The following is a 25,919-nucleotide window of genomic DNA, read 5'->3' on the forward strand; positions in this document are numbered from 1 at the left end:
ATATAGATAGCAACAGAAATAAAAGAGCGCCGCTATTGCCGCGCAAAGAGAGCGGGCCTAGGGTAAGTTTCGCAATAATAGATATTTTACCGAGCAGTTATTTAGTATAAAAGAAGGCCGTAAATATGCTTGTTGAGGGCCGCATATAATTTAAGCAGACAAAGCAGACAAAAAGCTGATGGGGGATACGCCGGGATTATCCCGGACGTTCCCCCATTAGATTTTTATCCTATATTAGATTTTACAGGCTTTTACTTACATACTTCCCCCGACCGAGCCTTCCCAGGTATCCACCTTCCCGGAGGGCCTCTCCTCCGCATCGAACCAGTGCGTCGTGACCGCCTTTACCTCGGTGAAGAAACGCACGCCGTCCTTGCCGAGGCAGTGCAGATCCCCGTAGAAACTTTCCTTATGACCGCTGAAGGCAAAAATCCCCACGGGGACGGGGATACCGACGTTGACGCCTACCTGGCCGCCGTCAGTCCTATAGGCGAATTCGCGCGCGTAATAGCCGCTCTGCGTGTAAATCACCGAACCGTTGGCGAACTGGTTGCCGTTCATGACCGCGAGTCCCTCTTCGAAATTCTTGACGCGCTTTATACAGAGGACGGGGCCGAATATCTCTTCGTCTCCGATCGACATCCCCGGCGTTACGTTGTCGAAAATGGTGGGGCCAAGATAAAAACCGTTCTCATATCCGGGGACCACGACGTTTCTGCCGTCAAGCACAAGCGCCGCGCCCTCTTCGACGCCTTTGTCTATCCAGCCGGAGACACGGGCCTTATGCGCGGCGTCGACCAGCGGGCCGAGGTCCGTCGTTTTATCATAGGCGGGGCCGATCTTTAATTCCTTCGCGAATTTTACGACCAGTTCCACCAGTTTGTCCGCGACGCTCTCCTGAACGCATACCACGGGAAGTGCCATGCATCTTTCACCGGCGCAGCCGAAGGCGGAATTGATGATGCTCCTGGCGGTCCGTTCAAGGTCGGCGTCCGCCATTACCAGCGCATGGTTTTTGGCCTCTGTCTGCGCCTGCACCCGTTTGCCGTGCGAAGCGGCTATTCCATATATATGCTTTCCGATGGAAGATGTGCCGACAAAGCAGATGCCCTTGATATCCGGATGCGTGAGGAACTGCTCAGATTCGCGCCTCGTACAGGTGACAATGTTGAGAACGCCGTCGGGAAGCCCGGCCTCCTGCCACAGTTCGGCGCAGCGGATAGCGGTAAGGGGCGTCTTGGAGGCCACCTTGACGACGATCGTATTGCCGGTCGCTATGCAAATGGGAACCATCCACCCCATGGGGATCATTCCGGGAAAGTTAAAGGGAGAGATACCGGCGAAGACGCCCAGCGGCTCCCTGTATGTGACGGTGTCATAGCCCTTTGAAGTATTCATCAGAGATTCGCCCACCATAAGAGAGGGAATCCCGCAGGCAAACTCGACCGGCTCTTTTACCTTCGCGATGTCGCCGGCCGACTCCGTCCAGTTCTTCCCGTGTTCACGGGCGCACAGCTCCGTCAGCTCGTCAAAATGAGCCATCAGCAGCTCGCGGAACTTATATAGGACCTGCGTCCTCTTCATGACCGGCGTGTCGCGCCACATCGGGAAAGCCTTTTTTGCGCACTCTATAGCGTGGGCCACCTCATCCGCGGAGCAGTTTGGAATTTCGGCCATGACCTCTCCTGTACTCGAATTAAAAACAGGAGAATAGTTCCCTGTCCGGGTATCAAGCCATTCTCCGCCAGCAAAGTATTTCATCTTTTTTACTTCCGACATTATTTCTCCCCCTTAATAAACATTGATACTGTTCTCTGCAACGCAGATATTATATTTTCAATTATAAAAAGTCAATATCAAAAATGATAATTAAATATCAAAAAAGAAATATTTTACGAAAGATATAAAATTGAATTTTGATGATATTGCATTTTTAATATTATCGTGATATATTTGGAAAAGAGCGAAATTAGATTATATTTTTAGTGTAAAACGGTATTTTCACAAGAAGGTTCCTCGAATCAATAATATAAGAGAGAGTGTGATAAGTATGTGTGAGAACCAATCTACCTTGAGAACGGCAAGAATCAAGGATATCGCAGAGCGGCTTTTTAAGGCCGAAACTACCAAACAGCCGATCGCTCCCATTCACGACGAATTCCCGGACCTTACACTAGAGGAGGCATATGCCGTCCAGATGGCCGCGGCGGAAAATAAGCTCGCCTCCGGCTGGAAGGTCGTCGGTAAAAAGGTCGGACTGACCAATAAAGAGGTTCAAAAGCAGCGCGGGATCCTTGAACCGGACTACGGACATATCTTCGACCATAATATTATCCCTGAGGGCGATCCCATCAGTATCGCGTCATTGATGGTCCATCCTGTCATCGAAGTGGAGCTGGCCTTTGTCATGCGCCGTGACCTGATAGGCCCCGGCGTCACCGTGGCAAAGGCATATCACGCGGTGGAAGGGATCCTGCCGGCCTTTGAGATAGTGGAACGCCGTATGTATCCGCTCTCAAAAACTATAGAAGAAAGCGTATGCGACAACGCCGCGTGCGGAAAGATCGTCCTCGGAAGCAAGCTCACCCCCATAGAAAATCTTAATCTAAAGAGCATCGGCGTCTATTTGGAGAAGAATGGGAGCCTGATCGACAGCGCCTGCTGCGCGACCGTTTTAGGGACGCCCATCATGTCCGTCGCCTGGCTCGCGAATAAGCTGGCGCAGTTCGGAGTAGGCCTCTATGAGGGCGAAGTAATAATGACGGGTTCGATATGCCTCATGCATCCCATCGCCCCCGGTGAGAATTACCACGCGGTGTTCAGCGACAATATCGGAGATCTTATGGTCTCGTTCGTATCCTGACGCGGCCAAACCTCCGCGCTCGTTCAAAAAATAATTTGAAAGGCGGGAGGGATCTCTTTGACTTAGCTTCCTTTGCCGGCGTTTGATACAAGGCAATATCGGTAATCCTTTTAGAGGCGGCAGTTCTAATCCGCAGGTTGGTTAGTTTACATCAATAAATGAGGAGTGGTTCAAATGAGTACAAGCAGTAAAAAATTATTCGCGGCGACTCTGGTGATAGCGTCCATAGCATGCGTCGGTATTTTTGGCGTGTGCAGGCCGGCATTCTGCGCGGCAAAGCCGGTAACTTTAAGCTTCGCCCATGTTATGTCCGAAAATTCGATCGCGCAGGACATCGCCCGCGACGTGAAGAATTATGTTGAAAAAAAATCAAACGGCGAGATAAAGATCGACATCTACCCCTCTTCGTCCCTGGGGGGCGAAACAGACTATGTGGAAGGGCTGCAGGCCGGCACGATAGACATGGCGCTGATCACCATCTCCGTCTTCCAGAACTGGTGCAGCGAAACGGGGTTGTTTGACATTCCTTTTATCATAGAAAACTTTGACGCCGCCTCCGCCATTTGGAACAGCGATATCTGCGACCCCATGAAGAAGCAGATCCGCGCTCTGGGCATGGAGCCCTACGGTGCCGCCGCGCTCGGCGCGAGAATGCTGACGAACAACGTCCGCCCCGTTAAGGTGCCTGCTGACGTCAAAGGGCTGACCATCCGCACGATGGTGGCGAACCTTCCGGTCGAGACCTGGGAGCTGCTGGGAGCGAACGTCATCTCCATGAACGTCGGCGAGGTATTCAGCGCCCTGCAGACCGGCGTCATCGACGGACAGGAGAACCCGATCACCGCGATCAAATCAAACAGCTTCTACGAAGTGCAGAAGTACATGTCTCTGACCGGACACACCTTCAGCCTCTACATTCTGCCCGTGAGCAACGCGGTAGCCTCGAAGCTTACGCCCAAGCAGCTGGCGATCCTCAAAGAGGGCATCGAGAAAGCGGCCCGCGCCAGTGGAAAGCATTTGGACGACAGAACGGCGGAGGACCTGAAGTTCCTGGAAAAGGCCGGCGTGAAGGTAAATAAAATAAACTTGCAGGCCTTCCGCGACGCGGTCAAACCCCTTTATAAGAAATACAGCAAAGTCTATGGCAACAAAATAGATCGGATACTCAAAAAAGAGTATTAAGCAACGAACTGAGGCCTGGCAGATATCGGGGAAGACCTTCCCCGATTATCTGCCGGGCCTGATAAATAGAAGGGGATCGTACAATTGAAGAACTATGTGCTGTTTATAGATAAAATCAACCGTATAATCAAATATTTGTTATTGATATTCATGATCATCCTGGTCGCCGCCGTCACGCTGCAGATACTGTCGCGCCTCCCCTTTATGAATTTCAAGACTTCCATGCTGGAAGAGATATCCCGGTTCATGATGATCGGGGTGGCATATTTCTCCGGTTCTCTTCTGGTGAGAGGAAAGAAATGGAAGTTGACCTGCGTCGACGCCGTCCCCGAGCTGCTGCGCGGCACCGCGAAGAAAATCATTGTCGAAGTGGCGCAGATTTTATCGCTGGTGTTCCTCCTGATCGTGTTGTCAGCCTGCAATAAATTTGTCAGCCTGGGAATGATGCAGACGGCTCCCGGCACAGGACTGCCGATGTGGATCGTCTATCTGGTCATTCCCGTCAGCGTGGTTTTGATGCTGCTCAATTGGTTCGCCGCAAGTTTTGAAAGATGGGGGCTGGTAAAATGATTAGTATGGGATCTTTAGCGGCGGGGCTGCTTCTTGCTTTCTTTATCGTCGGGGTTCCCGTTCCGTTCGCTCTGGGCGGCGCGTCAGCGCTGGCGATGCTGTTCAACGGCAGCTCAAATATGGTAATAGTCTGCCAGCGCATGTTCCAGGGGATCAACTCCTTCCCCTACCTCGCCCTGCCCTTCTTTATACTGGCGGGTAACCTGATGGCCAGCGGAGGCATCTCCGACCGCATGATCACCTTTGCCACGACAGTTTTAGGCCGGCTTAAAGGGGGATTGGCGCTGGTCGCGATACTCGCCTCCATGTTTTTCGCTGCGATCTGCGGCTCCTGCGCCGCCGTCTGCGCGGCTGTCGGCGCGGTGCTCATCCCCGGCATGCTGAACAAGGGGTATGACAAAAATTTTGCCGCGGCGACCGTCGCCAGCGGCTCCAGCATCGGCATAATCATTCCGCCTAGCGTTCCGATGATACTCTTCTGCATCGCCGCCAGCGTCTCCGTAGGCGACGCCTTCATGGCCGGTATGATTCCCGGAGTTCTTTTCGGCGCGGCGCTGATGCTGGTGGCGTACTTCGTCTGCGGACGCAACGGTTATGGCACGGACGGGAGACGCTATTCGATGCGTGAAAAGGCGCGCGCCTTTTTTGACGCTCTGCCCGCTCTCATGATGCCGGTCATAATCCTTGGCGGTATCTACGGAGGAATATTCACCGCCACCGAGGCTGCCTGCGTCGCCGTCGTCTACGGACTGATAGTCGGCGGTTTGGTATATAAGGAACTGAAGCTTGCCGATATGGCAAAGATATTCATCGATTCTGCCGTCGCCTCCGCTGGCGTGCTGCTGATAATATCCTGCGCGGCGGTCTTTGCCATGCTGCTTACGAGAGAGCAGATACCGATGAAAATCACGGCTCTGATGATGAGCGTCGTCGCGAACAAGACGCTGTATCTGGTCATCGTCAATATCATATGGATAATAATGGGAATGTTCATGGAAATCAGCGCCTCGGTGATAATCCTGACTCCCCTGCTGCTGCCGGCGGCCCTGGCCTTCGGGATAAACCCCTACCATTTTGGCGTGATGATGATCACCAATCTGGCTATCGGCATGGTGACGCCGCCGTTCGGGCTCTGCCTCTTCGTCATCAGCGACATCGCGAAAGTCAAACTGATGCCGCTGCTAAAGAATGTAACGCCATATCTAATAGCAATGTTGGTAACGCTGTTCGCGATATGCGCCTTCCCGCAGCTTTCCCTGTTCCTGATCAGCCGGTAACGTTTTCAACCGAATATACCAAACAAGGAGGTCAAGGAATTGATCATACGAGGCTATAAAGTCCATCACGTATCGAAAAAGCTGAGCAAGCCGCTTCCAAACGCGGTCTATGCCCTGGAATACATCGAACATGTGTTTTTGGAGCTCGACATCGGAGAATTTACCGGCGTAGGCATGGCGTATACCTTTAACCCAGACCAGGCCGAAGCGATGAAAATTCTCGTCGAGGGCTACTGCTGGAATTTAGTCGGCAAAGATTCAACATATATCCGGAAATACTGGCAGCAGGCGCAGGGCACGATGGGCGGCTGCGGCCAGACGGGACTGCCGATGTCGGCCTATGCCGCCGTAGACACCGCGCTGTGGGACCTGCTGGCCCAGGAGGCCGGCAAGCCGCTGTACCAGCTGCTTGGCGCGAAGACGGACACTCTGCCCGTTTACGGGAGCGGCGGCTGGCTGGTGCCGCTGGAGGAGATGATCGAAGAGGCGCTTGAATTTAAACGTGAAGGCTATACAAAGTACAAGCTCAAATTAGGATTCCCCGACTGGAGACAGGATATATCCCGCCTGACCGCTCTGCGTGAGGCGGTCGGAGATGATTTTGAGATAATGGTCGACGTGAACCAGGGCTGGAACGTTAAGCTGGCCTTGGAGATCATCCCGGAGCTGCAGAGGCTTGGCATAAATTACCTGGAGGAGCCGCTGCACTGCCAGGACTATAAGGGCAGCGCGGAGCTCGTTCAGAGCACCTCGATGCGGATATGTTCGGGAGAATGCCTCTTCACCACTCGTGAGATCTTTGAACTGCTGCGTCTGCGGGGAGCGGATATAATTAACCTGGACCTTATGCGCTGCGGCGGCGTCACCGAGTTCATCGAGGTCTGCTCCCTGGCCGGAGCCTTCCGCGTGCCCGTTACGGCGCATGTGCTGATGGAGGTGAGCGCGCACATAATGGCGGCCTCCCCCACTGGCGGGCTGTTGGAATATATCCCCGATTGGTGGGCTGGCGCCTTTGAGCTGGCTCCCGTGGCTAAGGCGGGGGAACTTAAACTTTTGGACATTCCCGGATTGGGGATCAAATTAAATCACGACTACATCAACGCCTATAACTATCAGCGCTGATTATTTATATGAGAGAGGGATTAAATTATGTCTACAGTGGCGGAACGTCTGCGTAAATGTGAAAAAATAAGCGCCGCATGGGCGCAGCTGACAAGCAATATGAGCGCGGAGATACTGGCGGAAGCCGGATTCGAGGTAATCGTCCCGGATATGGAACATGCGCCATACACACTGGAGAGCCTGGTCTCGGTGCTGCAGGCCATTAAGGCGAACGACTGCTTCGCGATGGTGCGGGCTCCCTGGAACGACGCCGTGCTGATAAAACAGATCCTTGACTGCGGCGCGCACGGCGTCCACGTACCCTATGTCTCCACCGCCGAAGAGGCGGAATACGCCGTCAAATGCTGCAAATACCCGCTGCGGGGGATACGCGGGCTGGCCAGCAGCCAGCGCGCGACCTGCTACGGAATGAAGAAGCAGGAATACTTCGCGGCCGCAAACAGAGACATTATTGTGATGACGGCGATTGAAACACCCGAGGGTGTGGAAAATATAGACAAAATAGCCTCCGTAGACGGCCTGGACGGAATCTTCATCGGTCCTTCGGACCTGTCGACCTCAATGGGATACTTCTTTAACCCGAAAGCCCCGGAAGTGCAGGAGGCCATCCATAAAGTTGAATGCGTCGTAAAGGAGAAGGGCAAATTCCTCGCCACTATCGCGCCGAATATCGACGCCGCGGCGGCCCTGTACGACAGGGGATATTCTCTGGTCTACTTCCTCTCCGACGGCGGCGCCATAGCAAACGCGGCGCAGGCCGCCGTCAAGCGATTTAAAGAATTATACCGAAATCAGTAATATTATTGTAATTCCAATATCGGGGATCACTTTAGTACAGTTAGCGTTAAGTTTGGACTATTAACGCTAACTGTACAACAGTGATAGTTAAAATGTATATTGTAATTGCAATAAATAACAACAATATTACAAACGTGATATAATACTGATGAATTTATGGATGCAATTTCAGATTGAGAGGTTTTTATCATCAGACACTCGGCCCCAAAAACTGAACAGACAAAGGACAAACCGACCAACCAGTCCCTCTCAAAGTTCCTGCAGCTGATCTCCGTTATGGCGGAGGCGGGGGCGCCGCTGCGCCTGCTGGACCTTTCCAAAAGGCTGAAAATATCCCAGGCCACCGCGCTTAGGCATTTGAACGGCCTCATTCAGGAGGGATACTGCTACCAGGAGGAACATTTGGGGCGGTACGCCTTAACGCTTAAAATTTGCGGCGTGGCGGACATGCTGCGTTCCCGCGTCACCATAAGAAGCCTTGCCGGAGAGATGATCAGCGGCCTGTCGACTAAACTTTCCGTGGGGGCCTCTCTCTCTGTTCAGCATAATATGGAATGTATCTACCTGGACTGCGTTTACGAACCGGGCCGAATGGACTTCAGCCTGCAAAGGATCGGCAAACAGACGCCGATGCACTCCACCAGCTCCGGCAAGCTGTTCCTGACGGAGTTCTCCAAGGACGAGCTGGACCACCTTATCAAGGAAAAGGGGCTGGCAAAACTTACGGACAACACCATCACCACGCGGGAATTGCTGGATCGTGAGATAGCGGAGGTAAAAGAAAAGGGATACGCGACGGACAACGAAGAGTGCGAGTTAGGGCTGCGCTGCATCGCCTATCCGGTCCGCGATTCATTCGGTAAGATCGTCGCCGCCACAAGCTGCTTCTCCACCGTGGAAAAAATGACGGACGAGTTCATCTCCGATAAGGTGAAACCCGAACTATGCCGGGTCGCCGAAGAATTATCAAAACGTATGGGGTTCACCGCTTAAAACAGCCGCCGCCCCCTCCCTTCCCTGTAAACGACCGCCTCTCCTGCGGCACGGACATAGCTTTATCAGACGGCAGCGGCCTGTACCGCTGCCGCTATTTTTTCCCGTCGGGCGCTGTTAACGCTCTATATATTCACAGCCTTAGCAATGATAAGGAAACTGAAAGAGATACCGCCGGGGCATGGGAAGATATTCAAGTTTATCTAAAAATAAGCGTCAAATATTAAGCGCATACCTCCCATAATTATTATAAAATAGGACAAAAGAACGGAGGAAGAACATGAGACTCTTCATCGCAGAAAAAGCCTCCCTGGCAAAGGCCATTATCGAGGCTCATCCTGGTAAGATAAAATCACGTGACAGACTGTCTGTGACAATGGATAACGGAGACACCGTCTGCTGGTCGGCCGGACATATTTTAACGATGCGGACACCGGATATGATCGACGCCGAATACAAAAGATGGCGCGTCGCGCCGCTGCCGATAATTCCGCGGGAATGGCCGAAGCTTCCCGATCAGGAGAAAAAGGATCTGCTGGCGAACATCGGCAGACTGCTCAAAGAGGCCGAGACCGTCGTCCACGCCGGCGACGCGGACAGAGAGGGGCAGCTGCTCGTAGACGAAATACTCCAATATTTCAAATTCAAAGGCGAGGTAAAGCGTCTGCTCATAACCGATTTGAACGCCTCCGCAATACGGGCGGCGATAAATGAAATGCGCCCCAATCTGGACTACAAAAACCTATCAAATTCAGCGGAGGCGCACCACCGGGCAGACTGGATATTCGGCTTCAACCTTACAAGGCTCTTTACCTGCACCACCGAAAGAGGCAGGGGCGAGATCATCTCCGTCGGCAGAGTCCAGACGCCCACGCTTGCGCTCGTGGTAAACCGCGACCTGCTGATAGAAAATTTTATCTCCAAACCCTTCTACGACGTGAAGGCCCGCAGCGTTATCAAAAACGGGGAATTTATCGCCTCCTGGAAGCCGAAAGAAGACCAGGAGGGGCTCGACGAAGAGGGACGTGTCGTTGACCGGGGCGCCGTCTCCCGGCTTGAAAAAAAGCTCGCCGGAAAGGTAGGCCGCGTCTCTAATTTTGAGAAAAAGAGCTCGCTGGCACAGCCTCCGCTGCCGCACTCCATGCCGACGCTGCAAAGCGAGGCGGCGAAAAAATTCGACATCTCTCCCGCCGATACGCTGAAGACCGCGCAGCGCCTATATGAACTGAAATATACCACCTATCCGCGCTCAGACTGCCAATATCTCCCGGAATCGCTCTACGAAAACAGGGCGCGCGTTCTCGAAGCGATCAAAAAGACCAGCCCTGAGTATGAAGCGTATCACTTCGACACAGAGCTAAAATCGGCGGCGTGGAACACCGGCAAAATAGAAGAGCACTTCGCGATCGTTCCCACAGGCGAAATACCGCGGAATTTAAGCGAAGAGGAGCAGATCATCTTTGACCTCATAGCAAGACGGTATGCGGCCCAGTTCCTCCCCCCGCAGGAGTTCGCCGTCGTCTCGATCGAATACGACATCGAAGAAGAATTTTTCAAAGCCACTAGCCGCCAATGTACCAAAGAGGGCTGGCATCTGCTGTACGGCAAAGAGAGGGACGGCGAAGAGGACGAGAGGGAGCCGGAGACCAAGATCCCCGACGCCGTGACCGGCGAGCCGGTCGGCATCCGCGAGCTGATGATCTCGGAGAGAAAGACCACGCCGCCTAAACGTTTTACGGAATCTACGCTGCTTGACGCCATGAACCACATTCACCTTTATGTGGAAGACCCGGACGTAAAGAAAATCCTCAAAGAGACCTCCGGTATCGGGACGGCCGCCACGCAGGCAAAGATCATCGAGACGCTTCAGCAGCGGCAGTTCATCGTCAAAGATAAAAAAGCTCTCATCTCGACGCCGAAGGGGCGCAAGCTTATCGCGGAGATCGACGACATGCTGCGCAAGCCCGACATGACGGCGCTATGGGAGGCGGCCCTGCGCGGCATCCAAAGGGGTGAAAGGGACCTAGACTCATTCATCGGCGAGATAGCGGATACCGTCAAAAAAATGACCGAACAGCGCAAAAAAACCGCCAGAGAATACATCCCCGCGTCGCCTCAAAGAGAGGAACTGCAGGGAACCAAGTGCCCCGGATGCCAGGGAAACCGTATGCTGCTGCGCATCGGCAGAGACAAGAAAAACAAATTCTGGGCCTGCAGCGACTGCGGCCTGATACTCTCCAACGAACGCGGCAAACCCCAGAAAACTGCCGTCTGCCCCCTCTGCGGCCATCTGAGCGTGCGCATAAAGGGGACGCGCGGCTACTTCTGGCTATGCCGAAACCAGAAATGCAAAAAGACCTTTGAGGACAACCGGGGAAAGCTGGTAGTTCCAAAATAAATTGATAAAGGGGCTGACGGCGGGTTCAGCCTCTTTTAGCGGTTAACCTATCCCATAAAGAGCTTTCGCATAGCTTTAATTCATAAGGAAGAACACGACAGGAGGCCCAAAGAGAACGCCGATTACTATGACGTTATCCCAGACATTGTCCCACCAGTTCATTCTCTCTAAGGCTTGCTGTTTTTCGAAAGGAAGTTTTTTGAACCACTTATCATGTTCAGTCTTTCCCTTTACCATCTTGCGTTCGATCTTTTCTATTTCTTTATCTATATTACGAAGGGGAATACAGTCATATTTTTCATCATATTCAGCATAACGCATCTCTTTCGCCTTCCTTTCAGAAGTATCTTCTGTTAGAATATCATAATATGTTCCACTAAGTATCGTGGCGGAAGACCGTCTTGACGGCGCAACGTGATGTGCTATAATATAGCTAACCAAGGTGATTAGCGTCATGAACACAAATACCCCGGATGGCCAGATCCGGGGTATCTTTTTGCCGGCTAGCTGTCGCCTGAATGCCTGTCTAGCCATTTGCAAATGTAGTGACCAGCCACACTTGCCACAACAGACACTATAAAGGTGATTAACGCCACATTGAACACCTCCCTCCTGCTGCCAGGAATGGAGTTGCGACAACAGTTCAATTATAGCAGCGCTCTCTGTTCTCTGACGCTTTTTCAGCGCCCCTATCCACGCGTCAACTCATGCTGGCGCATGGCAAGGCAGAAGAAAACAGCGTATATGTCGCTCTGGAGAGCAAGCAGCGTATTTCCCTTATCACACGGTGGGGGTGCCCACCCAGCCGCCAGCAAAAAATTCAGCACCGTCAAGGTTATTTTCTCTAAGTCCCACGCCGGCAGATTGGAGAGCAGGTCGGCGGTAACCTTTACCGTCTTCGCCGCGACACATGTCTGGTATGTCTTGTCTATGTTAGTTACGAGACGCGAGTCTATGGGCTACACCTCTGCATTCGCGTCAACTAGGCCCTGTCGGTCAGGCCGCCAAAATCGACCGTCAATCATGAAAGCTCAGATATCGGCTGCCTCAGATAAGAAAAAGAGGAAGATAAAAAATGCCATAGAACTAATAATAAGCCATTTAAAAAGAGACTATGGTATGGCAGAGAATTATTTAAAGAGGCGAATCGGAGATGAAATAAACTCTCTTTAAGCATACGCGTGAGGTCTTTTTTATTTGAGTAAATACAGAATAAAAGCATACAAAAAGGGTCCAGCCCAAATGAGCTGAACCCTTGAAATTTCTGGTCGGGGCGAGAAGATTTGAACTTCCGACCTCTTGGTCCCGAACCAAGCACGCTAACCAGACTGCGCTACGCCCCGAAATTTTTGATATAAAAGCCTCTCATCTCTGAGAGGCCGATAATTTCTGGTGGCGCTAACTGGACTTGAACCAGTGACCTGTCGGGTATGAACCGAATGCTCTAGCCAGCTGAGCTACAGCGCCAAAAAATGGTTGCGGGGATAGGATTTGAACCTATGACCTTCGGGTTATGAGCCCGACGAGCTTCCGTACTGCTCCACCCCGCGACGTTAAAACTATGGTGCCGAGAGCGGGATTTGAACCCGCACGAACTTGCGTTCGCAGGATTTTAAGTCCCGTGCGTCTACCTTTCCGCCACCCCGGCCAACAAAAAGTATTATATCATCTTTTTCCCTTCCGTCAATACTTTGGCAAAAATCCGCAACTTTCCGCTGTAGTTTCGCCGCAGCTTCCGCGCTTAAAGGCAGACAAAAAGCCCGGCTGACGCCGAGCCTGTCATTTTAAATGGTGTCAAGGAGGGGAATTGAACCCCTATGAGCTAATGCCCACTAGATCCTGAATCTAGCGCGTCTACCAGTTCCGCCACCCTGACTCATTTCATACAACGTAGGTGATTCTATCAATAATCCCCGAGTTTGGCAAGGCTTTTCGACATTTTTCCGGTAATTTTCGTCAAGCAAGGCTGCTTGAGGCCGATATATCGCGGTGTTGGAGGTATAGCTGGAGATCTTATCTAAATTTTGCAAATTCTCGTGTGAGCAAAAGTGAGCAATATAACCCAAAAGAGGGTGAGGTTGTGATAAAATTTCCATATTGGGGAAGATTGTCAAAGGTCTCTTCGGCTTTTGGCGGTCTTAAAAAAATTGAATATAGTGGAGGGATTTTGTGTGAAAATCATGCAAGTCAACGCTGAGAAGTGCGTCCAGTGCGGCGCATGTATTGAAGCGTGCTCGAAAGCATATTTCAAGGAAAACTCACCGGAATTGTCGAGGGTCAAAGTCGCCAATATGGCGGGCTTTGCCAATATCAATATCTGCTCGCAGTGCGGCGCCTGCATCGGCGTCTGCCCGACACAGGCGCTTGAGCGCGACGCCAACGGAGTGGTGCAGGTCCGCAGGGACAAGTGCACCTCCTGCCTGATGTGCGTCGGCTTCTGCCCGTCGGCCTCGATGTTTTTCGACGGAGACAAGCAGACGGAGCCTTTCAAGTGCATCGCCTGCGGCATATGTGCGCGCAAGTGCCCCACGGGAGCCCTTGAGCTTGTAAACGTACCGGCAAAGGCATAGAAGGGAGAATAAAGATATGGCAAACGCACCGATGAAACTTCTGGCGGAGTGGTCATTCGAACCCGCAAAGATACATCACGGCTATTCAAAAGAGACACTTTACATTGGCCTCGGCAATAAGGACGGCAACTATAAGTTTGAGAAACGCCCCGTCTCCGAGGATATGATAGAAAAATTCACCGGCGGCCGCGGCTTCGGCCTCAAGCTGCTCTGGGACGCGGTAACGGAAAAGACGAAGTGGGACGACCCCGAGAACGAGATCGTCATCGCCGGCGGCCCCTTCTGCGGCATCACGCAGTATCCCGGCGCGGGCAAGTGCTACTCCGTGTTCCTCTCCCCCGCCACCAAACAGACCTATAACAGCAACGCCGGCGGCTATTTCGCCCCCTTCCTCAAGTTCACGGGCTTCGACGCGCTTGAGCTGCAGGGCAAGGCCGACCGTCCCGTAGTCGTCTTCATCGACGGCGACAACAATAAGGTGCAGGTATTCGAGTCCACGCTTGAGGATATCAACGCCTACGCCGTCTCGGAGGAGCTCCACGAATATTTCGCGAAGGACGAGGCCGACAAGCGCACTATCTCCGTCGTCTCAAGCGGCATCGGCGCTCGCACAAGCTACTGGGCCGGCATGAACTTCAGCTTCTACGACGTGCGCCGCAAGGCCGTGCGTCTGAAGCAGGCGGGGCGCGGCGGTGGCGGCACGGTGCTCCATAACAAGGGCGTAATCGCGCTTGTCGTAAAGCGCACGCACTTCACAGGGCTGGAGAACGACCCCGTGAACATCAAAGCGATCCAGCGCGCCGGCGCGAGCCTCCACAAGCGTATCCACGACCTTGACGACAAACAGTGCAAGATGCGTTCCGCCGGTACTGCCCACCTTACCGAGATCATGGACGACTACACGCTGCTGCCGGTCAACAACTACAAGTTCGGCCGCCACAAGGATATCAACAACATCAGCTCCGAGTCCTACATAAAGCTCTTCACTCAGGGGATGGCCGACGGCTGCTGGTACGGCTGCTCGCTCGCCTGCGCGAAGGCGGTCGATCACTTCCCGCTGCAGACCGGCCCCTGGAAGGGCAAAGAGGTCATCGTCGACGGCCCCGAATATGAGACCGCGGCGGGGCTCGGCTCCAACCTCGGCATCTTCGACCCCCTCTGGACGATCGAGGCAAACTTCTACGCCGACCACTACGGCCTTGACACCATCTCCCTCGGCACCGGCATCGCCTTCGTCTGCGAATGCTTCGAGCTGGGGCTGATCAACAAGGAACATACGCACGGCCTGGACCTCAACTTCGGACAGAAGGCCGACATCATGGAGCTCATCCACCGCATCGCCTACGGCAAAGACGAGTTCGCGATCGCCTGCGGCAAGGGCATCGAGGTGGCGCGCGAATACTTCGCCGAGCATTACGGCGCGGACATGGAAAAAATGATGAAGATCGGCATGGTCTGCCAGGGGCTCGAGGCCTCCGAATACCGCTGCCAGGAATCGATCGCCCAGTGGGGCGGCTACTTCCTCACCCTCAAGGGACCGCAGCACGACGAGGCGTGGCTCATCTTCATGGACATGGTCAACAAACAGCTCCCGACATACGAAGATAAGGCGGAGGCGCTCTTCTTCTTCCCGAACTTCCGTCTCTGGTTCTCGCTGCAGGGCCTCTGCAAGCTGCCGTGGAACGACATCGAACCCGCCGACAACGGCATGAAGTACAAGGGTATCGAAGCGGCGCGCGTGCCGGAGCACCTTCAGAACTACCTTGACATCTTCGAGGCGATCACCGGCAAGCACCTGACGCGCGACGGCCTCATCGAACAGTCGGAGAAGGTCTACAACTTTGAGCGCATCTTCAACCTTCGTATGGGCAAGGGCACGGCGAAGTACCACGAAGCGCCGGACCGCGGCCTCGGCCCCGTGTGGGAAGACGAGTGGAACGCGCGCCCCGAATACTTTGACGAGAAACTCAAAGAATTTGGCATCGATATCAGCGGTCTTTCCGTCAAGGAGAAGATCGACCTGCTCCAGAAGCACCGCCGCGAACAGTGGCACATGCTCAAGATGGCCGTCTACAAGCGCCGCGGATGGAACAAGAACGGCATTCCCACCCTTGCGACGGTGAAACGTCTTGGTATAGATTATCCCGACGTGGTGGCGCTTCTTGAGAAGCATTTGAAGCCAGAGGACGAATTCGAAGATTAATATTAAAGGAGAGTTATGCGCATGATAACCGTCAACGGAGAAAAATCGCCTTGGAGAGAGGGACTCACGGTACAGCAGCTTCTCGATGATAAGAATTTTACCTTCAAGATGCTCGCCGTATGGGTCGACGACAACGTCGTCGACAAGAGCCGCTATTCGGAGGCGAAGATCCCCGACGGAGCGAATGTGCAGGTGATCCACAACATCAGCGGCGGTTAAACCCCGCCGGGAAAACACCGTAATATCTAAAGCGGCGGGCGCCTTCGGCGTCCGCCACTTTTTCTTTGCCGGACAGTGGAAAATCAGCCTCGGCATTGACAAAAATATATTTTCGGGTGTTAAATACACGGGAAATGATTTTTGCGGAAATGGAGAAAATCGATGGCGACAAACCTTAAGAGCTCCTATTTTTACTTTACAGGCTGGAACTGGGACTATTATTTTAGTCGCAGTCAAATCGTTATGGCTTGAGCTCTTTTGTGTGATATATAAAAACCGTCTTAAAAGATATCTCACCCGGAGCGAAAGCCCCGGGTGATTTTATTTTGCGCGGAAGACGGCAACTGGAAAGAGGCGGTACTTATGGGGTTCAAAATTACCATCGCGGGTCTGGGGCTGATGGGCGCCTCGCTCGCTAAGGCCCTGCACGGCTGGCGGAATGCCGGTATCTGCGGCGTTGAGACCGACGCCGCGGTGCTTGCGAGGGCGCAGGCCGAGGGTGTGATAGACAAAGGTTACGTTCTGGATGAAACGAACGCGCGGGAGGCGCTCGACGCCGACCTCGTCGTGATCGCCCTCTATCCGCGCGCCGCGCTGAACTTCCTGCGCGGCTGCGCCCGCTGCGCCAAAGAGGGCGCGCTCTGGAGCGACCTGACCGGCATCAAGGGCGCCTTGATCGAGGAGGCGCGCAGGTCGATGCCGGCGGGAGCTGAGTTCCTTGGCGCGCACCCGATGGTGGGGCGCGAGAGTTCCGGCTACGCGGCCTCCGACGGAAAACTTTTTACCGGATGCAACTTTATCATCACGCCGCATGAGAAAAACTCGCGCGGGGCGGTCTCTCTGCTCCGGGAGATGGCGGCCTACGCGGGGGCGGCGCGCGTCATTGAGACGACGCCGGAAAAACACGACCGGATGATAGCCTACACCAGCCAGATGGCTCACGTGCTCGCCGCCGCCATCCTGAACAGCGGGCTGCTGTTTGAGAGCAAAGGCTTCGAGGGCGGCTCCTTCCGCGATCTCACCCGGGTCGGCACGCTTAACCCAGAAATGTGGAGCGAGCTCTTCTCCATGAACGCGGCCCCGCTGGGCGGCGTCCTCGCGGAGCTGGAAAATAACATCGCCGCGCTGAGAGGGCTAGTCGAATCTGGAAATCAGAGCGAACTGGAGGCGGCGCTCGCCGCCTCCACACGGCGCAAAGAAGAATATCTGAAAGCGCCTTACGCGGCGGGCAAGGAGTCGGTCCGATGAAAAAGGTAAGCATAACGATAACCCCCAAGCCCCTCTCCGGGACGATAAAGATCATGCCCAGCAAAAGCATGTCGCACCGGCTGGCGATCTGCGCGGCGCTCGCGGGAGATTCGCTGGTCCGCTCCCTGGGGCTCAGCGAGGACATAATGGCGACCTGCCGCGCGCTGCGGGGGCTGGGCTGCGAAATGGAGCTGAACGGCGACATGCTCGCAACCCGCTCAAAAAAAAGCGTATCAAATGATACGGCGCCTCTTGACTGCGGCGAATCGGGAAGCACGCTGCGCTTTCTCATCCCGCTGGCCCTTGACGGAAGGCGGCGGAGGTTCACGGGGCAAGGACGCCTGCTGAGCCGCCCGCAGGATGAGTACGCGCGCCTCTTCGCGGAGCGGGAGATCGAATTTATCCAAAAAGGAGACTATATCGAACTGTGCGGGCAGCTGCGCCCCGGCCTCTTTAAGATACGCGGCGACGTCTCAAGCCAGTTCATCTCGGGACTGCTCTTCGCCCTCCCAACGCTGGGCGAAGACTCCCGCATAGAGATCACCACGCGGCTTGAGAGCCGAAGCTACATAGACCTCACCCTCGCGGCGCTCGCGGAGTTCGGCGTCAGCGCCAAATGGGAGGAAAATGAGCGCGGCTGCGCGCTGAACATTCCCGGAAATCAGCGTTTCTCCCCCGCCGCCGTCTCCGTTGAGGGAGATTTCAGCCACGCGGCCTTCTGGCTCGCGGCGGGAGCGCTCGGCGGCGGCGCGGCGCTCTCCGGGCTGAAAAAAGAGAGCAGGCAGGGAGACGCGAAAATCGCGGAGCTGCTGCGCCGGATGGGGGCCGCCGTGGAATGGCGCGGCGATAAACTTTACGCCGCCCCCTCAAAGCTGCGCGGCACGGAGATCGACGTCTCGCAGACCCCGGACCTCTTCCCGATACTCGCCGTACTCGCCGCCTGCGCGGAGGGAGAAACGCGGCTCGTCAACGCCGCCCGTCTGCGTATCAAAGAGAGCGACCGCCTGGCGGCGATGGCCGCCGAACTGACCGCGCTGGGAGCGGAGGTAAAAGAGGGGACGGACTCGCTCACCCTCGCCGGAGGCGGCGGCCTGCGCGGCGGCGCGGCAGGCGCCCACAACGACCACCGTATCGCGATGAGCCTGGCCGTCGCCGCCTCAGCCTGCGGCGGGGAACTTACGATAGACGACGCAAACTGCGTAAAAAAGAGCGCCCCCGGCTTTTGGGAGGAATACCACGCGATGGGCGGCAGCTTTGTGATGGATAAGGAGGCACAATGATGAAATATTCGATCTTTGGAGAATCGCACGGGCCGGCGATCGGCGTCCTGCTGAACGACATTCCCGCCGGCGCCGCGCTGGACATGGAGGAGATATCCTTCGAGATGGGACGCAGAGCCCCCGGCAAAAGCGCCGTCTCCACGGCGCGTAAAGAGGCCGACGTTCCCGAGATACTCAGCGGACTATGCGGCGGCTTCACCACCGGCGCGCCGCTCTGCGCGATAATAAAAAACACCGACGCGCGCTCCGGCGACTATTCGCTGCTCAAGCGCTTTCCGCGCCCCGGCCACGCCGACTACACCGCCGCCGCGCGTTACGACGGTTTCGCGGACATGCGCGGAAGCGGCCAGTTCTCGGGACGCCTCACCGCGCCGCTGGTCTTCGCGGGCGCGGTGGCCAAGCAGCTGCTGGCAGGACGCGGGGTCTTCGTGGGAGCGCATATCGCCGCGATCGGCGGAATCCGCGACATCTCGCTTACGGAGGGCGGCTTTCTAAAAGATAAAACCGCCGAAACGGTATTAAGGGCGGCGGCGCGCAAAGAGCTGCCGGTGATCGACGACTGCGCGGGAGAGAAAATGCGCGAGGCGATCGCCGCTGCCAAAAGAGAGGGCGATTCTCTCGGCGGCCTGATAGAATGCGCTGCCCTCGGCCTCGAGGCCGGTATCGGCGAGCCCGGCGCGGATTCGCTTGAAAGCCTCATCTCACGCGCCTGCTTCGCCGTCCCCGGCGTTAAGGGCATCGAATTCGGAGCCGGCTTTGCCTTCGCGGAGATGCGGGGAAGCGCGGCCAACGACCCCATGGAGATGGCGGACGGCAGGGTGTCAATGAGGACAAACAACAACGGCGGCGTCAGCGGCGGCATCTCGACGGGCGCGCCGCTGCTCTTCCGCGCCGCGCTGCGCCCCACCTCCTCGATCGCCCGCGAGCAGGACACCGTCGACATGGAAAAGCGCGTAAACGCGAAACTCGTCGTTCCCGGACGCCACGACCCCTGCATCGTCCACCGCGCCGTACCGGTGATCGAGGCCGCCGCCGCGCTCGCGCTGCTGGAGGCGCTCCAGAAACTATACGGGATACGCGGCCTGAGCGGGCGGCGGCAGTGACCTTACGGAAAAATCCATACCAGATGCGAAACGAGGAAAAATCATGCTGAAAGAATACAGAGAAGAGATACGCGAACTTGACGAAAAAATCCTGGAGCTGATAGAGCGGCGGCTGGACATCGCGCGCACCATCGCCGAATATAAAATGGACCGGGACATCCCCGTCACAGACGCCGCGCAGGAAGAAAACGTCATCGACCATGTGGTATCGCTCGCGAAACGCGAGGAAGACGTGCCGTACATCCGCCGTTTTTGGCGCATGATGCTAGAAAACAGCCGCGCCGTGCAGCACAAAGTGGTCACCGGCGACAACATCACGGGACTCTGGCTGCGCGAAATGATACGGAGCGCGGCAAAGAGAAAAGAAAATCCGCGCGTCGTCTACAAGGGCGGCGAGGGCTCCTACGGCCACGAGGCCGCCGCGGCCTACTTCGGCGACGGCGGCTTCGGCGGCTGCTCCACCTACGAAAAAGTCTGCCGCGCCGTCAAAAACTGCGACGCCGATTACGCCGTGCTGCCCCTCGAATCAAACACCGCGGGGGCGATGCCCGGCGTCCGCGAACTGATAAACAAATACGGCCTCTACATCGCGGGCGAACAAAACGTCCGTCTCGACGACTGCCTCGCCGCCCCCAAAGGGGCGAAACTCGAAGAGATCACGGAGATACACGCGCACGAACAGGTGCTCGCTCGCTGCAGCGCCTTCCTTGAGGACCATCCCGAAATCAGGGCCGTTCCCAGCCTCAGCTCCTCCAAATGCGTAAAAAAGATCGCCGAGGAAAATTCACCGCGCAAGGCGGTCATCACCTCCGGCTTCGCCGCCGAACTGAACGGGCTTGAGGTGATCGCCCCCTACGTCAGCGACAACCCCGGGAGCTGCACGCGCTTCGTGATCCTCACGGATAAATTCGAGATATCCCCCGGCGGGGACAAGGTCAGCATGGCGTTCACCGTACGCCACCGCGCGGGAGCGCTTCAGCGCGTCCTCGGCATCTTCGCCGACTACCACCTGAACCTCTCCAAGATAGAATCCGTCCCCGTCGGCGGCGCGGACTTTGAATACCTATTCTTCACCGACTTCACGGGAGACATTGCGCAGGCCAACACCCAAAAGGCGCTCGCGCTCGTCGAGCAGGAGTGCGACTTCCTGCGCATCCTCGGCAACTACAAGAGCAAGCGCCGCAACATCGTCCTCGTGGGAATGCCGGGCAGCGGCAAAAACGCCGTCGGAAAGGCGCTCGCGCTTCAAATCGGCATGGAATACTACGACACAGACGCCCTCATCGAAGAGCAAGAGGGCAAAGACACCACGAGTATCTTCGCGGAAAACGGCGAAAAATACTTCCGCGACGCCGAGACGGAGATGTCGAAAAAGGTCTCGTCGCTCGGCGGCGCGGTCATCTCCACCGGCGGCGGTACGATGATGCGCCCGGAAAACGCGCGCGCGCTGCGGCGCACCGGCTACGTATTCTTCGTCAACCGCCCAGTGGAGGAGATACTGGAGAGCGTCGACCTCTCAAACCGGCCGCTGCTAGCGGGCGACCCCAAACAGATATACAAACTCTACGCCGACCGCCTGCCCACCTACCGTGCCGTCGCGGACTACGAGGTGCGCAACGACGGCGAGCTGAGCCAAGTGGTAAACGCCCTCGATTCGATAATAGAGCTGCTCAAGGGCGGCTACCGCGCCGTATAAAAACACCGCCCCACGCGGCAATCAGGACCACCGGATATACCAATGATCCTGATTGCCGCGGCATACGGATATGGACTTAGAAATCTCTCCTGTTCCAAACCTTGTCTTGTAAAAAAATTATTTCGTTTTATAATAAACGCATTACGTAAAATTACTGTTTAAAATTATAGTCACAATATATCTAAGGGGAGAGTCTTATATGAAAACATCGACAGCATCACCGCTGCCTCCAGCTCCGCGGCAATCAAAACAAATATCTCTTTTTCTTCTTGCATTACTTATCTTCACCGTGTCAATCTGTCTGCGCATGGTTTCCTGGGCTGAAGTAGTACCGGAGCAGCCGGCGTTAAGGGACGGTATATATGAGATCTCAAAACCGGAGCATCTTGCGTGGTTCCGTGATACCGTAAACGGAGGGAATATTAATATCAGCGCAAAACTCATGAACGATATCGACCTTTCAAAAAACAGCGCCGCGTCGGAGTGGCTGCCGATAGGCCAAGATTCCCACACCTTTAACGGTACATTTGACGGCGGCGGCCATACGGTCAGCGGCTATCTGGCTCATAATGTCGGGGGGGGGGACTTTTCGGCGTAATTGGCAAAAATAGCAAGGTAATGAACCTCACGGTTAGCGGTGAGGTGGACGGAGCCAATACCGACAAAGTATATTCCGGCGGCATCGCTGGAGATAACCGTAAAGGCCTGATAACAAACTGCACCAACATCGGCATCGTCACCACCGCCGGCGGAACCATCGAGAATAACGCAGGTGGCATCGCGGGACTAAACAGCGGCACGATAATAGGCTGCGGCAACTCAGGAGATATTCAAGCCACAGGAAATGGTTATGGCACCAACGCGGGCGGTATTGCGGGGCAGGGCAGCGGCGGCAGGATAGAAAACTGCCGCAGTTTTGGCTCTTGCAATATCACCGCCTCCGGCAATAGTGAAGAACTTTACTACGCCGGCGGTATAGCCGGATGGAATCGCGCTAACGCTAAGGTGATAAACTGTGTCAACTTAACTTCCGGCGACGTCAAGGCCTCCGGCGGTGAATATTCTGAATGCGACGCGGGCGGCATCGTCGGTGAAAATGACGGTGGTATTATAAAATACTGCGCTAAGACGGGAAGCGGCGGTATTATCGCCCCGGCTGACGAAGGCAATAATAAGGCCGGAGGCATAGTCGGTTACAGCGCTGCTGGAACAGTAACAGATTCCGTAAATTCAGGAATTGGAACCGTCACCACCACAGATAACTATCTCGTAGGCGGGATTGCCGGAGAAAATGAGGGCACCATAGAAAATTGCGGCTGGCTTGAAACAGCGGGACTGAATGGCTGTGGTTACGATTGGGTCAGCTCCAATTCCTACTGCAGCTTCACCGCCGCCCAAGCCAAAGATATCACGACCTCACTCTCCGCCGCACTCACACAGCCGAGCCTGAATGACGGCGGCAAGGCGCAGATAAACTTTACCATCTTCCCCGGCGGTACATTCGCCCCAGAGGCAAAAGACATAGCACTCTCTTATGACAATACTGTTATAGATGCAAAGTACGCTGACGGCGAAATAAACGTCACCGCCCTCAAAGAGGGGCGCTCCGAGCTTACGGCGGACGTCACGCTGACGACGACCGGTTTTGACTCCACGCCAGCGCCCTCCTCCCCGCACACTTACTCCTTCACCTTCGATATAGAGGTCTCTTCCGTTCACGTGACAGACGTGAGCTTAGACAAAAGCTCCCTGTCTCTAATGAGGGGAGAATCGACAAGGCTCATCGCGACTGTGATCCCCGACAACGCGGCGGACAAGACGGTCATCTGGGATAGTCTCAGCGCCGACGTCGCCTCGGTCGACAATACAGGGCTCGTGACATCTATCAACAGAGGAGAAACAACGATAACCGCCACCGCCGGAGGCGTCACCGCCAGCTGCGATGTGACCGTCCTCCAGAAAATCGAAAGCGCATATGTTACGCTCTCGCCGGACGTCTTCGTCTACGACGGCGAGGGGAAGACACCTGATGTTGAGGTCATCATCAGCGGCGATATCCTCTCTAAAGACAAAGATTACACCGTAAGCTATGACCATAACCTCGATGCCGGGAACGCGACGGCAACGGTGACGGGCATTGGATTCTGCGCAGGCACGGTAAGCGCGGACTTTGAAATCAAGCCAAAGGTCACGACATTTATCATAGAGGACATACACGACCAGAGCTATACGGGAAGCGAGATAAAGCCGGAGCCCAATGTTATGGACGAAAACCGACTCCTCGAAAAGGGCAAAGACTACAACCTGGGCTACAGCAACAACACAAATGCGGGCATGGCGGCGGTCACAGCCACCGGGAAGGGCAACTACGAGGGCAGCTCCGGCGGCAGGAACTTCAGAATCCTACCCAGGGCCGCCTCCCCCGACGTCACGGATAAGACACGCACCGACAGAGACTCCTCCGGCGTCCTCGTCGTCGAGCCGAATACAACGGAGGAGTTTGCCATCTATGACGCGTTTGACCGTCTGAACCTTGACAAGACCCTGCCCGACAACATCAGCGCCGACGCGCGGGCCGTACAGGCGACCAGCGCCGATATCTTGACCGACATCGCTTCGGCGGACAGAGACAGGGTGCGGGAGGCGATAGGGCGCTACTGGAATCTTGCGCCGACCTCTCCCGATAAGGTGCGCATAGTAAGCGTCCTCGACACCGTCGCGAAGGATAAAGCCCCCGAGGCCTCCAAGACCGTATGGGGCAAGATATGGGCCTATATCAGCGGAAACAAAAATGATACGGACTTTGGCCGCGGCGATTATCTGCCCTTACAGACGAACTTCACGATAACCAGCGCCGATATCGCCGCGCTGCCGGAAGACATCAGGGAGGGGCTCACGAAGGATAATTTCCTTGAGCGTATCAGCCTCTTCGCCGCCGTCACGAGCGGCGACAGTGTCTCCATGGAGGCGCGCGCCCTGAACGACGTCGCCTCTTCGGACGAATATATCATGGTGACAAAAGATAATGATGGAAGCTATAAGATAAAGACGCGCCTCCTGCTCTTCAACCGCGAGGGTAAGGTTACAAAAGGCCCCGGCGCGCCCTTCGTGATGGCCGCGGATATACAAAGCGGCGACAAGACGACACGCGAGGGCAATTATTTCATCGTCGAAGACGGCAAGACCGACGACCGCTATCAGGTGACGATGGCCTTCGCCGTCAGGGAGGCAAACAGCGCCTCCGTCAGCCTCACGGTATCCGGCGATATTGAGCCGCTGCTCGTATCGTGGATGATAAGCGGCGATACGGTTGAACACAGAGGAAACACCAGCGCCGATATCAATGGAGGCGAACAGAGCGTAACGCTGAGCTCCGATATCCCCTATGGTTATCACGTAACGCTCTCCGACGGGAGCCAAACCCTTTCGCCCGATGTAAGGACAATCTCGGCTGACGTCGATTGGGGCGGAGCGTGGAATATCTTAGCGGAGTTCAGCAAGATAACGGCAAATAGCGTGACCCTTGACAAAAACGCCCTCGCCCTGCCAATCGGCGGAAGCTGTACCCTGGCCGTCACCGTCGAACCGCAGGACGCCTACGGCGGCGTCTCCTGGGTGAGCGCCAGTCCCGATATCGTCAACATAACGGCCTCCGACAACAAGAGTGCCGCTATAACGGCAATAGCGGCGGGAACGGCAACGATAACCGCGGCCACGGGAGACAAGAGCGCGTCCTGCACCGTAACGGTGAGAAGGAGCGCCGACGAGGGCGACGGAGTCAGGCCGCTGGCCCCAGGCACCGTAATACCCAACATCGATATCATGGACGGCGGCCCCATACCCGTAAAGCCCGAATACATCACCGATCCGGCAAAACAGGACGAAATCATAAAAAAGATCGGGCTCGCCTTTGACGACACCGCCCTGACGGAAAAGGGAGAGCTTGTGATCTCCGGCGGCCTCGTCAGCAAAGCGGCGGACGAGGTGATCTCCGGCGACGCGGAGACGGTCTCCAAAGACGCCGTCATCTACCTGCCGCTGGTAGAGAGCCACGCCGCCGAGGCTGGCAGGATACACGCCCTCGGCTTCACCGTCAGCGGCGACGTTTTCGGCGAAATAGACGGCGTAAGTCAGATCCGCGTCATAAAAATATTCCCCGACGGAACGGGCAGGCCCTTCCGCGTCGTCACGAAGGCGGAGGAGATAGAGGACAAGACCGTGGCGCTCTACGACGCCGACGATAACATCGTGACGGGGGCGATAGAGCCTGATAGGGAATACACTCTGGCCGTATTCATAAGAGACAGCGGCGATTACGACCTCGACGGCGAAGAGGACGGCGGAGTGATAGATCCGATCGCGATAATCAGACAGGCGCAGCCCCCCGTCCCCACACC

Annotated in this window: 21 protein-coding genes and 5 tRNA genes; 18 read left to right on the forward strand and 8 right to left on the reverse strand. The window is 55.5% G+C overall.

The window, feature by feature from the left end:
- Positions 1-255 precede the first annotated feature (255 nt).
- Complete coding sequence (locus LIO98_RS06870; protein ID WP_291954633.1) at positions 256-1,779, reverse strand: CoA-acylating methylmalonate-semialdehyde dehydrogenase; 1,524 nt, start codon at positions 1,777-1,779, stop codon at positions 256-258.
- Between the two features lie 292 nt (positions 1,780-2,071).
- Between LIO98_RS06870 and LIO98_RS06875 the strand changes: the two genes are divergently transcribed.
- From LIO98_RS06875 to LIO98_RS06910, 8 genes are all read left to right on the forward strand, one after another.
- Positions 2,072-2,863, forward strand: a complete 792-nt coding sequence (locus LIO98_RS06875) for a fumarylacetoacetate hydrolase family protein (RefSeq protein WP_288333428.1) — start codon at positions 2,072-2,074, stop codon at positions 2,861-2,863.
- Between the two features lie 174 nt (positions 2,864-3,037).
- Positions 3,038-4,045 (forward strand): TRAP transporter substrate-binding protein, encoded by a 1,008-nt coding sequence (locus LIO98_RS06880; RefSeq protein ID WP_291954641.1) that lies wholly within the window; start codon positions 3,038-3,040, stop codon positions 4,043-4,045.
- Positions 4,046-4,129: 84 nt separating this feature from the next.
- Positions 4,130-4,615 carry a TRAP transporter small permease subunit gene (locus LIO98_RS06885; protein ID WP_291954643.1) on the forward strand — a complete coding sequence of 162 codons (486 nt, stop codon included), beginning with the start codon at positions 4,130-4,132 and terminating at the stop codon, positions 4,613-4,615.
- A complete protein-coding gene (locus LIO98_RS06890; protein WP_291954646.1) occupies positions 4,612-5,892 on the forward strand; it encodes a TRAP transporter large permease in 1,281 nt (426 codons plus the stop codon). The genes LIO98_RS06885 and LIO98_RS06890 overlap by 4 nt, the downstream gene beginning before the upstream one ends.
- 39 nt (positions 5,893-5,931) lie before the next feature.
- A complete protein-coding gene (locus tag LIO98_RS06895) occupies positions 5,932-7,014 on the forward strand; it encodes a mandelate racemase/muconate lactonizing enzyme family protein (protein WP_291954648.1) in 1,083 nt (360 codons plus the stop codon).
- 27 nt (positions 7,015-7,041) lie between these two features.
- The gene (locus tag LIO98_RS06900) at positions 7,042-7,812 is read left to right on the forward strand and encodes an aldolase/citrate lyase family protein (RefSeq protein WP_291954651.1); all 771 of its coding nucleotides are present in this window, start codon (positions 7,042-7,044) and stop codon (positions 7,810-7,812) included.
- A 189-nt stretch (positions 7,813-8,001) separates the two neighbouring features.
- The gene (locus LIO98_RS06905; protein ID WP_291954680.1) at positions 8,002-8,805 is read left to right on the forward strand and encodes an IclR family transcriptional regulator; all 804 of its coding nucleotides are present in this window, start codon (positions 8,002-8,004) and stop codon (positions 8,803-8,805) included.
- 280 nt (positions 8,806-9,085) lie between these two features.
- Positions 9,086-11,203, forward strand: coding sequence for a DNA topoisomerase 3 (locus LIO98_RS06910; protein ID WP_291954655.1), 2,118 nt, complete (start codon positions 9,086-9,088; stop codon positions 11,201-11,203).
- A 75-nt stretch (positions 11,204-11,278) separates the two neighbouring features.
- On the opposite strand, the gene LIO98_RS06915 is transcribed toward LIO98_RS06910, so the two are convergent.
- The gene (locus LIO98_RS06915; RefSeq protein ID WP_291954657.1) at positions 11,279-11,737 is read right to left on the reverse strand and encodes a hypothetical protein; all 459 of its coding nucleotides are present in this window, start codon (positions 11,735-11,737) and stop codon (positions 11,279-11,281) included.
- Positions 11,738-12,226: 489 nt separating this feature from the next.
- Between LIO98_RS06915 and LIO98_RS06920 the strand changes: the two genes are divergently transcribed.
- Positions 12,227-12,376 carry a hypothetical protein gene (locus tag LIO98_RS06920; RefSeq protein WP_291954659.1) on the forward strand — a complete coding sequence of 50 codons (150 nt, stop codon included), beginning with the start codon at positions 12,227-12,229 and terminating at the stop codon, positions 12,374-12,376.
- A 92-nt stretch (positions 12,377-12,468) separates the two neighbouring features.
- Here the strand turns inward: LIO98_RS06920 and LIO98_RS06925 are convergent.
- The 5 genes from LIO98_RS06925 to LIO98_RS06945 all read right to left on the reverse strand — a co-directional run bounded on the left by LIO98_RS06925 (position 12,469) and on the right by LIO98_RS06945 (position 13,079).
- A tRNA-Pro gene (locus tag LIO98_RS06925) sits at positions 12,469-12,546 on the reverse strand.
- Between the two features lie 47 nt (positions 12,547-12,593).
- Positions 12,594-12,670 (reverse strand) — tRNA-Met (locus LIO98_RS06930).
- A gap of 6 nt (positions 12,671-12,676) precedes the next feature.
- Positions 12,677-12,753: transfer RNA gene (locus LIO98_RS06935), tRNA-Met, on the reverse strand.
- A gap of 12 nt (positions 12,754-12,765) precedes the next feature.
- Positions 12,766-12,851, reverse strand: a tRNA-Leu gene (locus LIO98_RS06940).
- A gap of 141 nt (positions 12,852-12,992) precedes the next feature.
- Positions 12,993-13,079: transfer RNA gene (locus LIO98_RS06945), tRNA-Leu, on the reverse strand.
- A gap of 304 nt (positions 13,080-13,383) precedes the next feature.
- Between LIO98_RS06945 and LIO98_RS06950 the strand changes: the two genes are divergently transcribed.
- Genes LIO98_RS06950 through thiS form a run of 3 tightly spaced genes read left to right on the forward strand, consistent with a single transcriptional unit; the run spans position 13,384 to position 16,195 of the window.
- A complete protein-coding gene (locus tag LIO98_RS06950; protein WP_291954683.1) occupies positions 13,384-13,773 on the forward strand; it encodes a 4Fe-4S binding protein in 390 nt (129 codons plus the stop codon).
- A gap of 16 nt (positions 13,774-13,789) precedes the next feature.
- Entirely contained in the window at positions 13,790-15,976 is a 2,187-nt protein-coding gene (locus LIO98_RS06955) for an aldehyde ferredoxin oxidoreductase C-terminal domain-containing protein (protein WP_291954662.1), read from the forward strand.
- Positions 15,977-15,997: 21 nt separating this feature from the next.
- On the forward strand, positions 15,998-16,195 hold the full coding sequence (thiS, locus tag LIO98_RS06960; RefSeq protein WP_066743873.1) for a sulfur carrier protein ThiS: 198 nt from the start codon (positions 15,998-16,000) through the stop codon (positions 16,193-16,195).
- Here thiS and LIO98_RS06965 read toward each other — a convergent pair.
- On the reverse strand, positions 16,182-16,367 hold the full coding sequence (locus LIO98_RS06965; protein ID WP_291954666.1) for a hypothetical protein: 186 nt from the start codon (positions 16,365-16,367) through the stop codon (positions 16,182-16,184). The two genes, thiS and LIO98_RS06965, sit on opposite strands and share 14 nt — an antisense overlap.
- A gap of 191 nt (positions 16,368-16,558) precedes the next feature.
- On the opposite strand from LIO98_RS06965, the gene LIO98_RS06970 reads away from it, so the two are divergent.
- The 6 genes from LIO98_RS06970 to LIO98_RS06995 all read left to right on the forward strand — a co-directional run.
- On the forward strand, positions 16,559-17,443 hold the full coding sequence (locus LIO98_RS06970; RefSeq protein ID WP_291954668.1) for a prephenate dehydrogenase: 885 nt from the start codon (positions 16,559-16,561) through the stop codon (positions 17,441-17,443).
- Positions 17,440-18,723, forward strand: a complete 1,284-nt coding sequence (aroA, locus tag LIO98_RS06975; protein WP_291954670.1) for a 3-phosphoshikimate 1-carboxyvinyltransferase — start codon at positions 17,440-17,442, stop codon at positions 18,721-18,723. The genes LIO98_RS06970 and aroA overlap by 4 nt, the downstream gene beginning before the upstream one ends.
- A complete protein-coding gene (aroC, locus tag LIO98_RS06980) occupies positions 18,723-19,826 on the forward strand; it encodes a chorismate synthase (protein ID WP_291954672.1) in 1,104 nt (367 codons plus the stop codon). The genes aroA and aroC overlap by 1 nt, the downstream gene beginning before the upstream one ends.
- A gap of 43 nt (positions 19,827-19,869) precedes the next feature.
- Positions 19,870-21,522, forward strand: a complete 1,653-nt coding sequence (locus tag LIO98_RS06985) for a prephenate dehydratase domain-containing protein (protein ID WP_291954673.1) — start codon at positions 19,870-19,872, stop codon at positions 21,520-21,522.
- Between the two features lie 199 nt (positions 21,523-21,721).
- Positions 21,722-22,120 carry a hypothetical protein gene (locus LIO98_RS06990; protein ID WP_291954675.1) on the forward strand — a complete coding sequence of 133 codons (399 nt, stop codon included), beginning with the start codon at positions 21,722-21,724 and terminating at the stop codon, positions 22,118-22,120.
- A 20-nt stretch (positions 22,121-22,140) separates the two neighbouring features.
- On the forward strand, positions 22,141-25,919 hold a 3,779-nt coding region (locus LIO98_RS06995; RefSeq protein WP_291954678.1), incomplete at its 3' end, for an Ig-like domain-containing protein.

This window comes from Cloacibacillus sp., assembly GCF_020860125.1.
GTDB lineage: Bacteria > Synergistota > Synergistia > Synergistales > Synergistaceae > Cloacibacillus.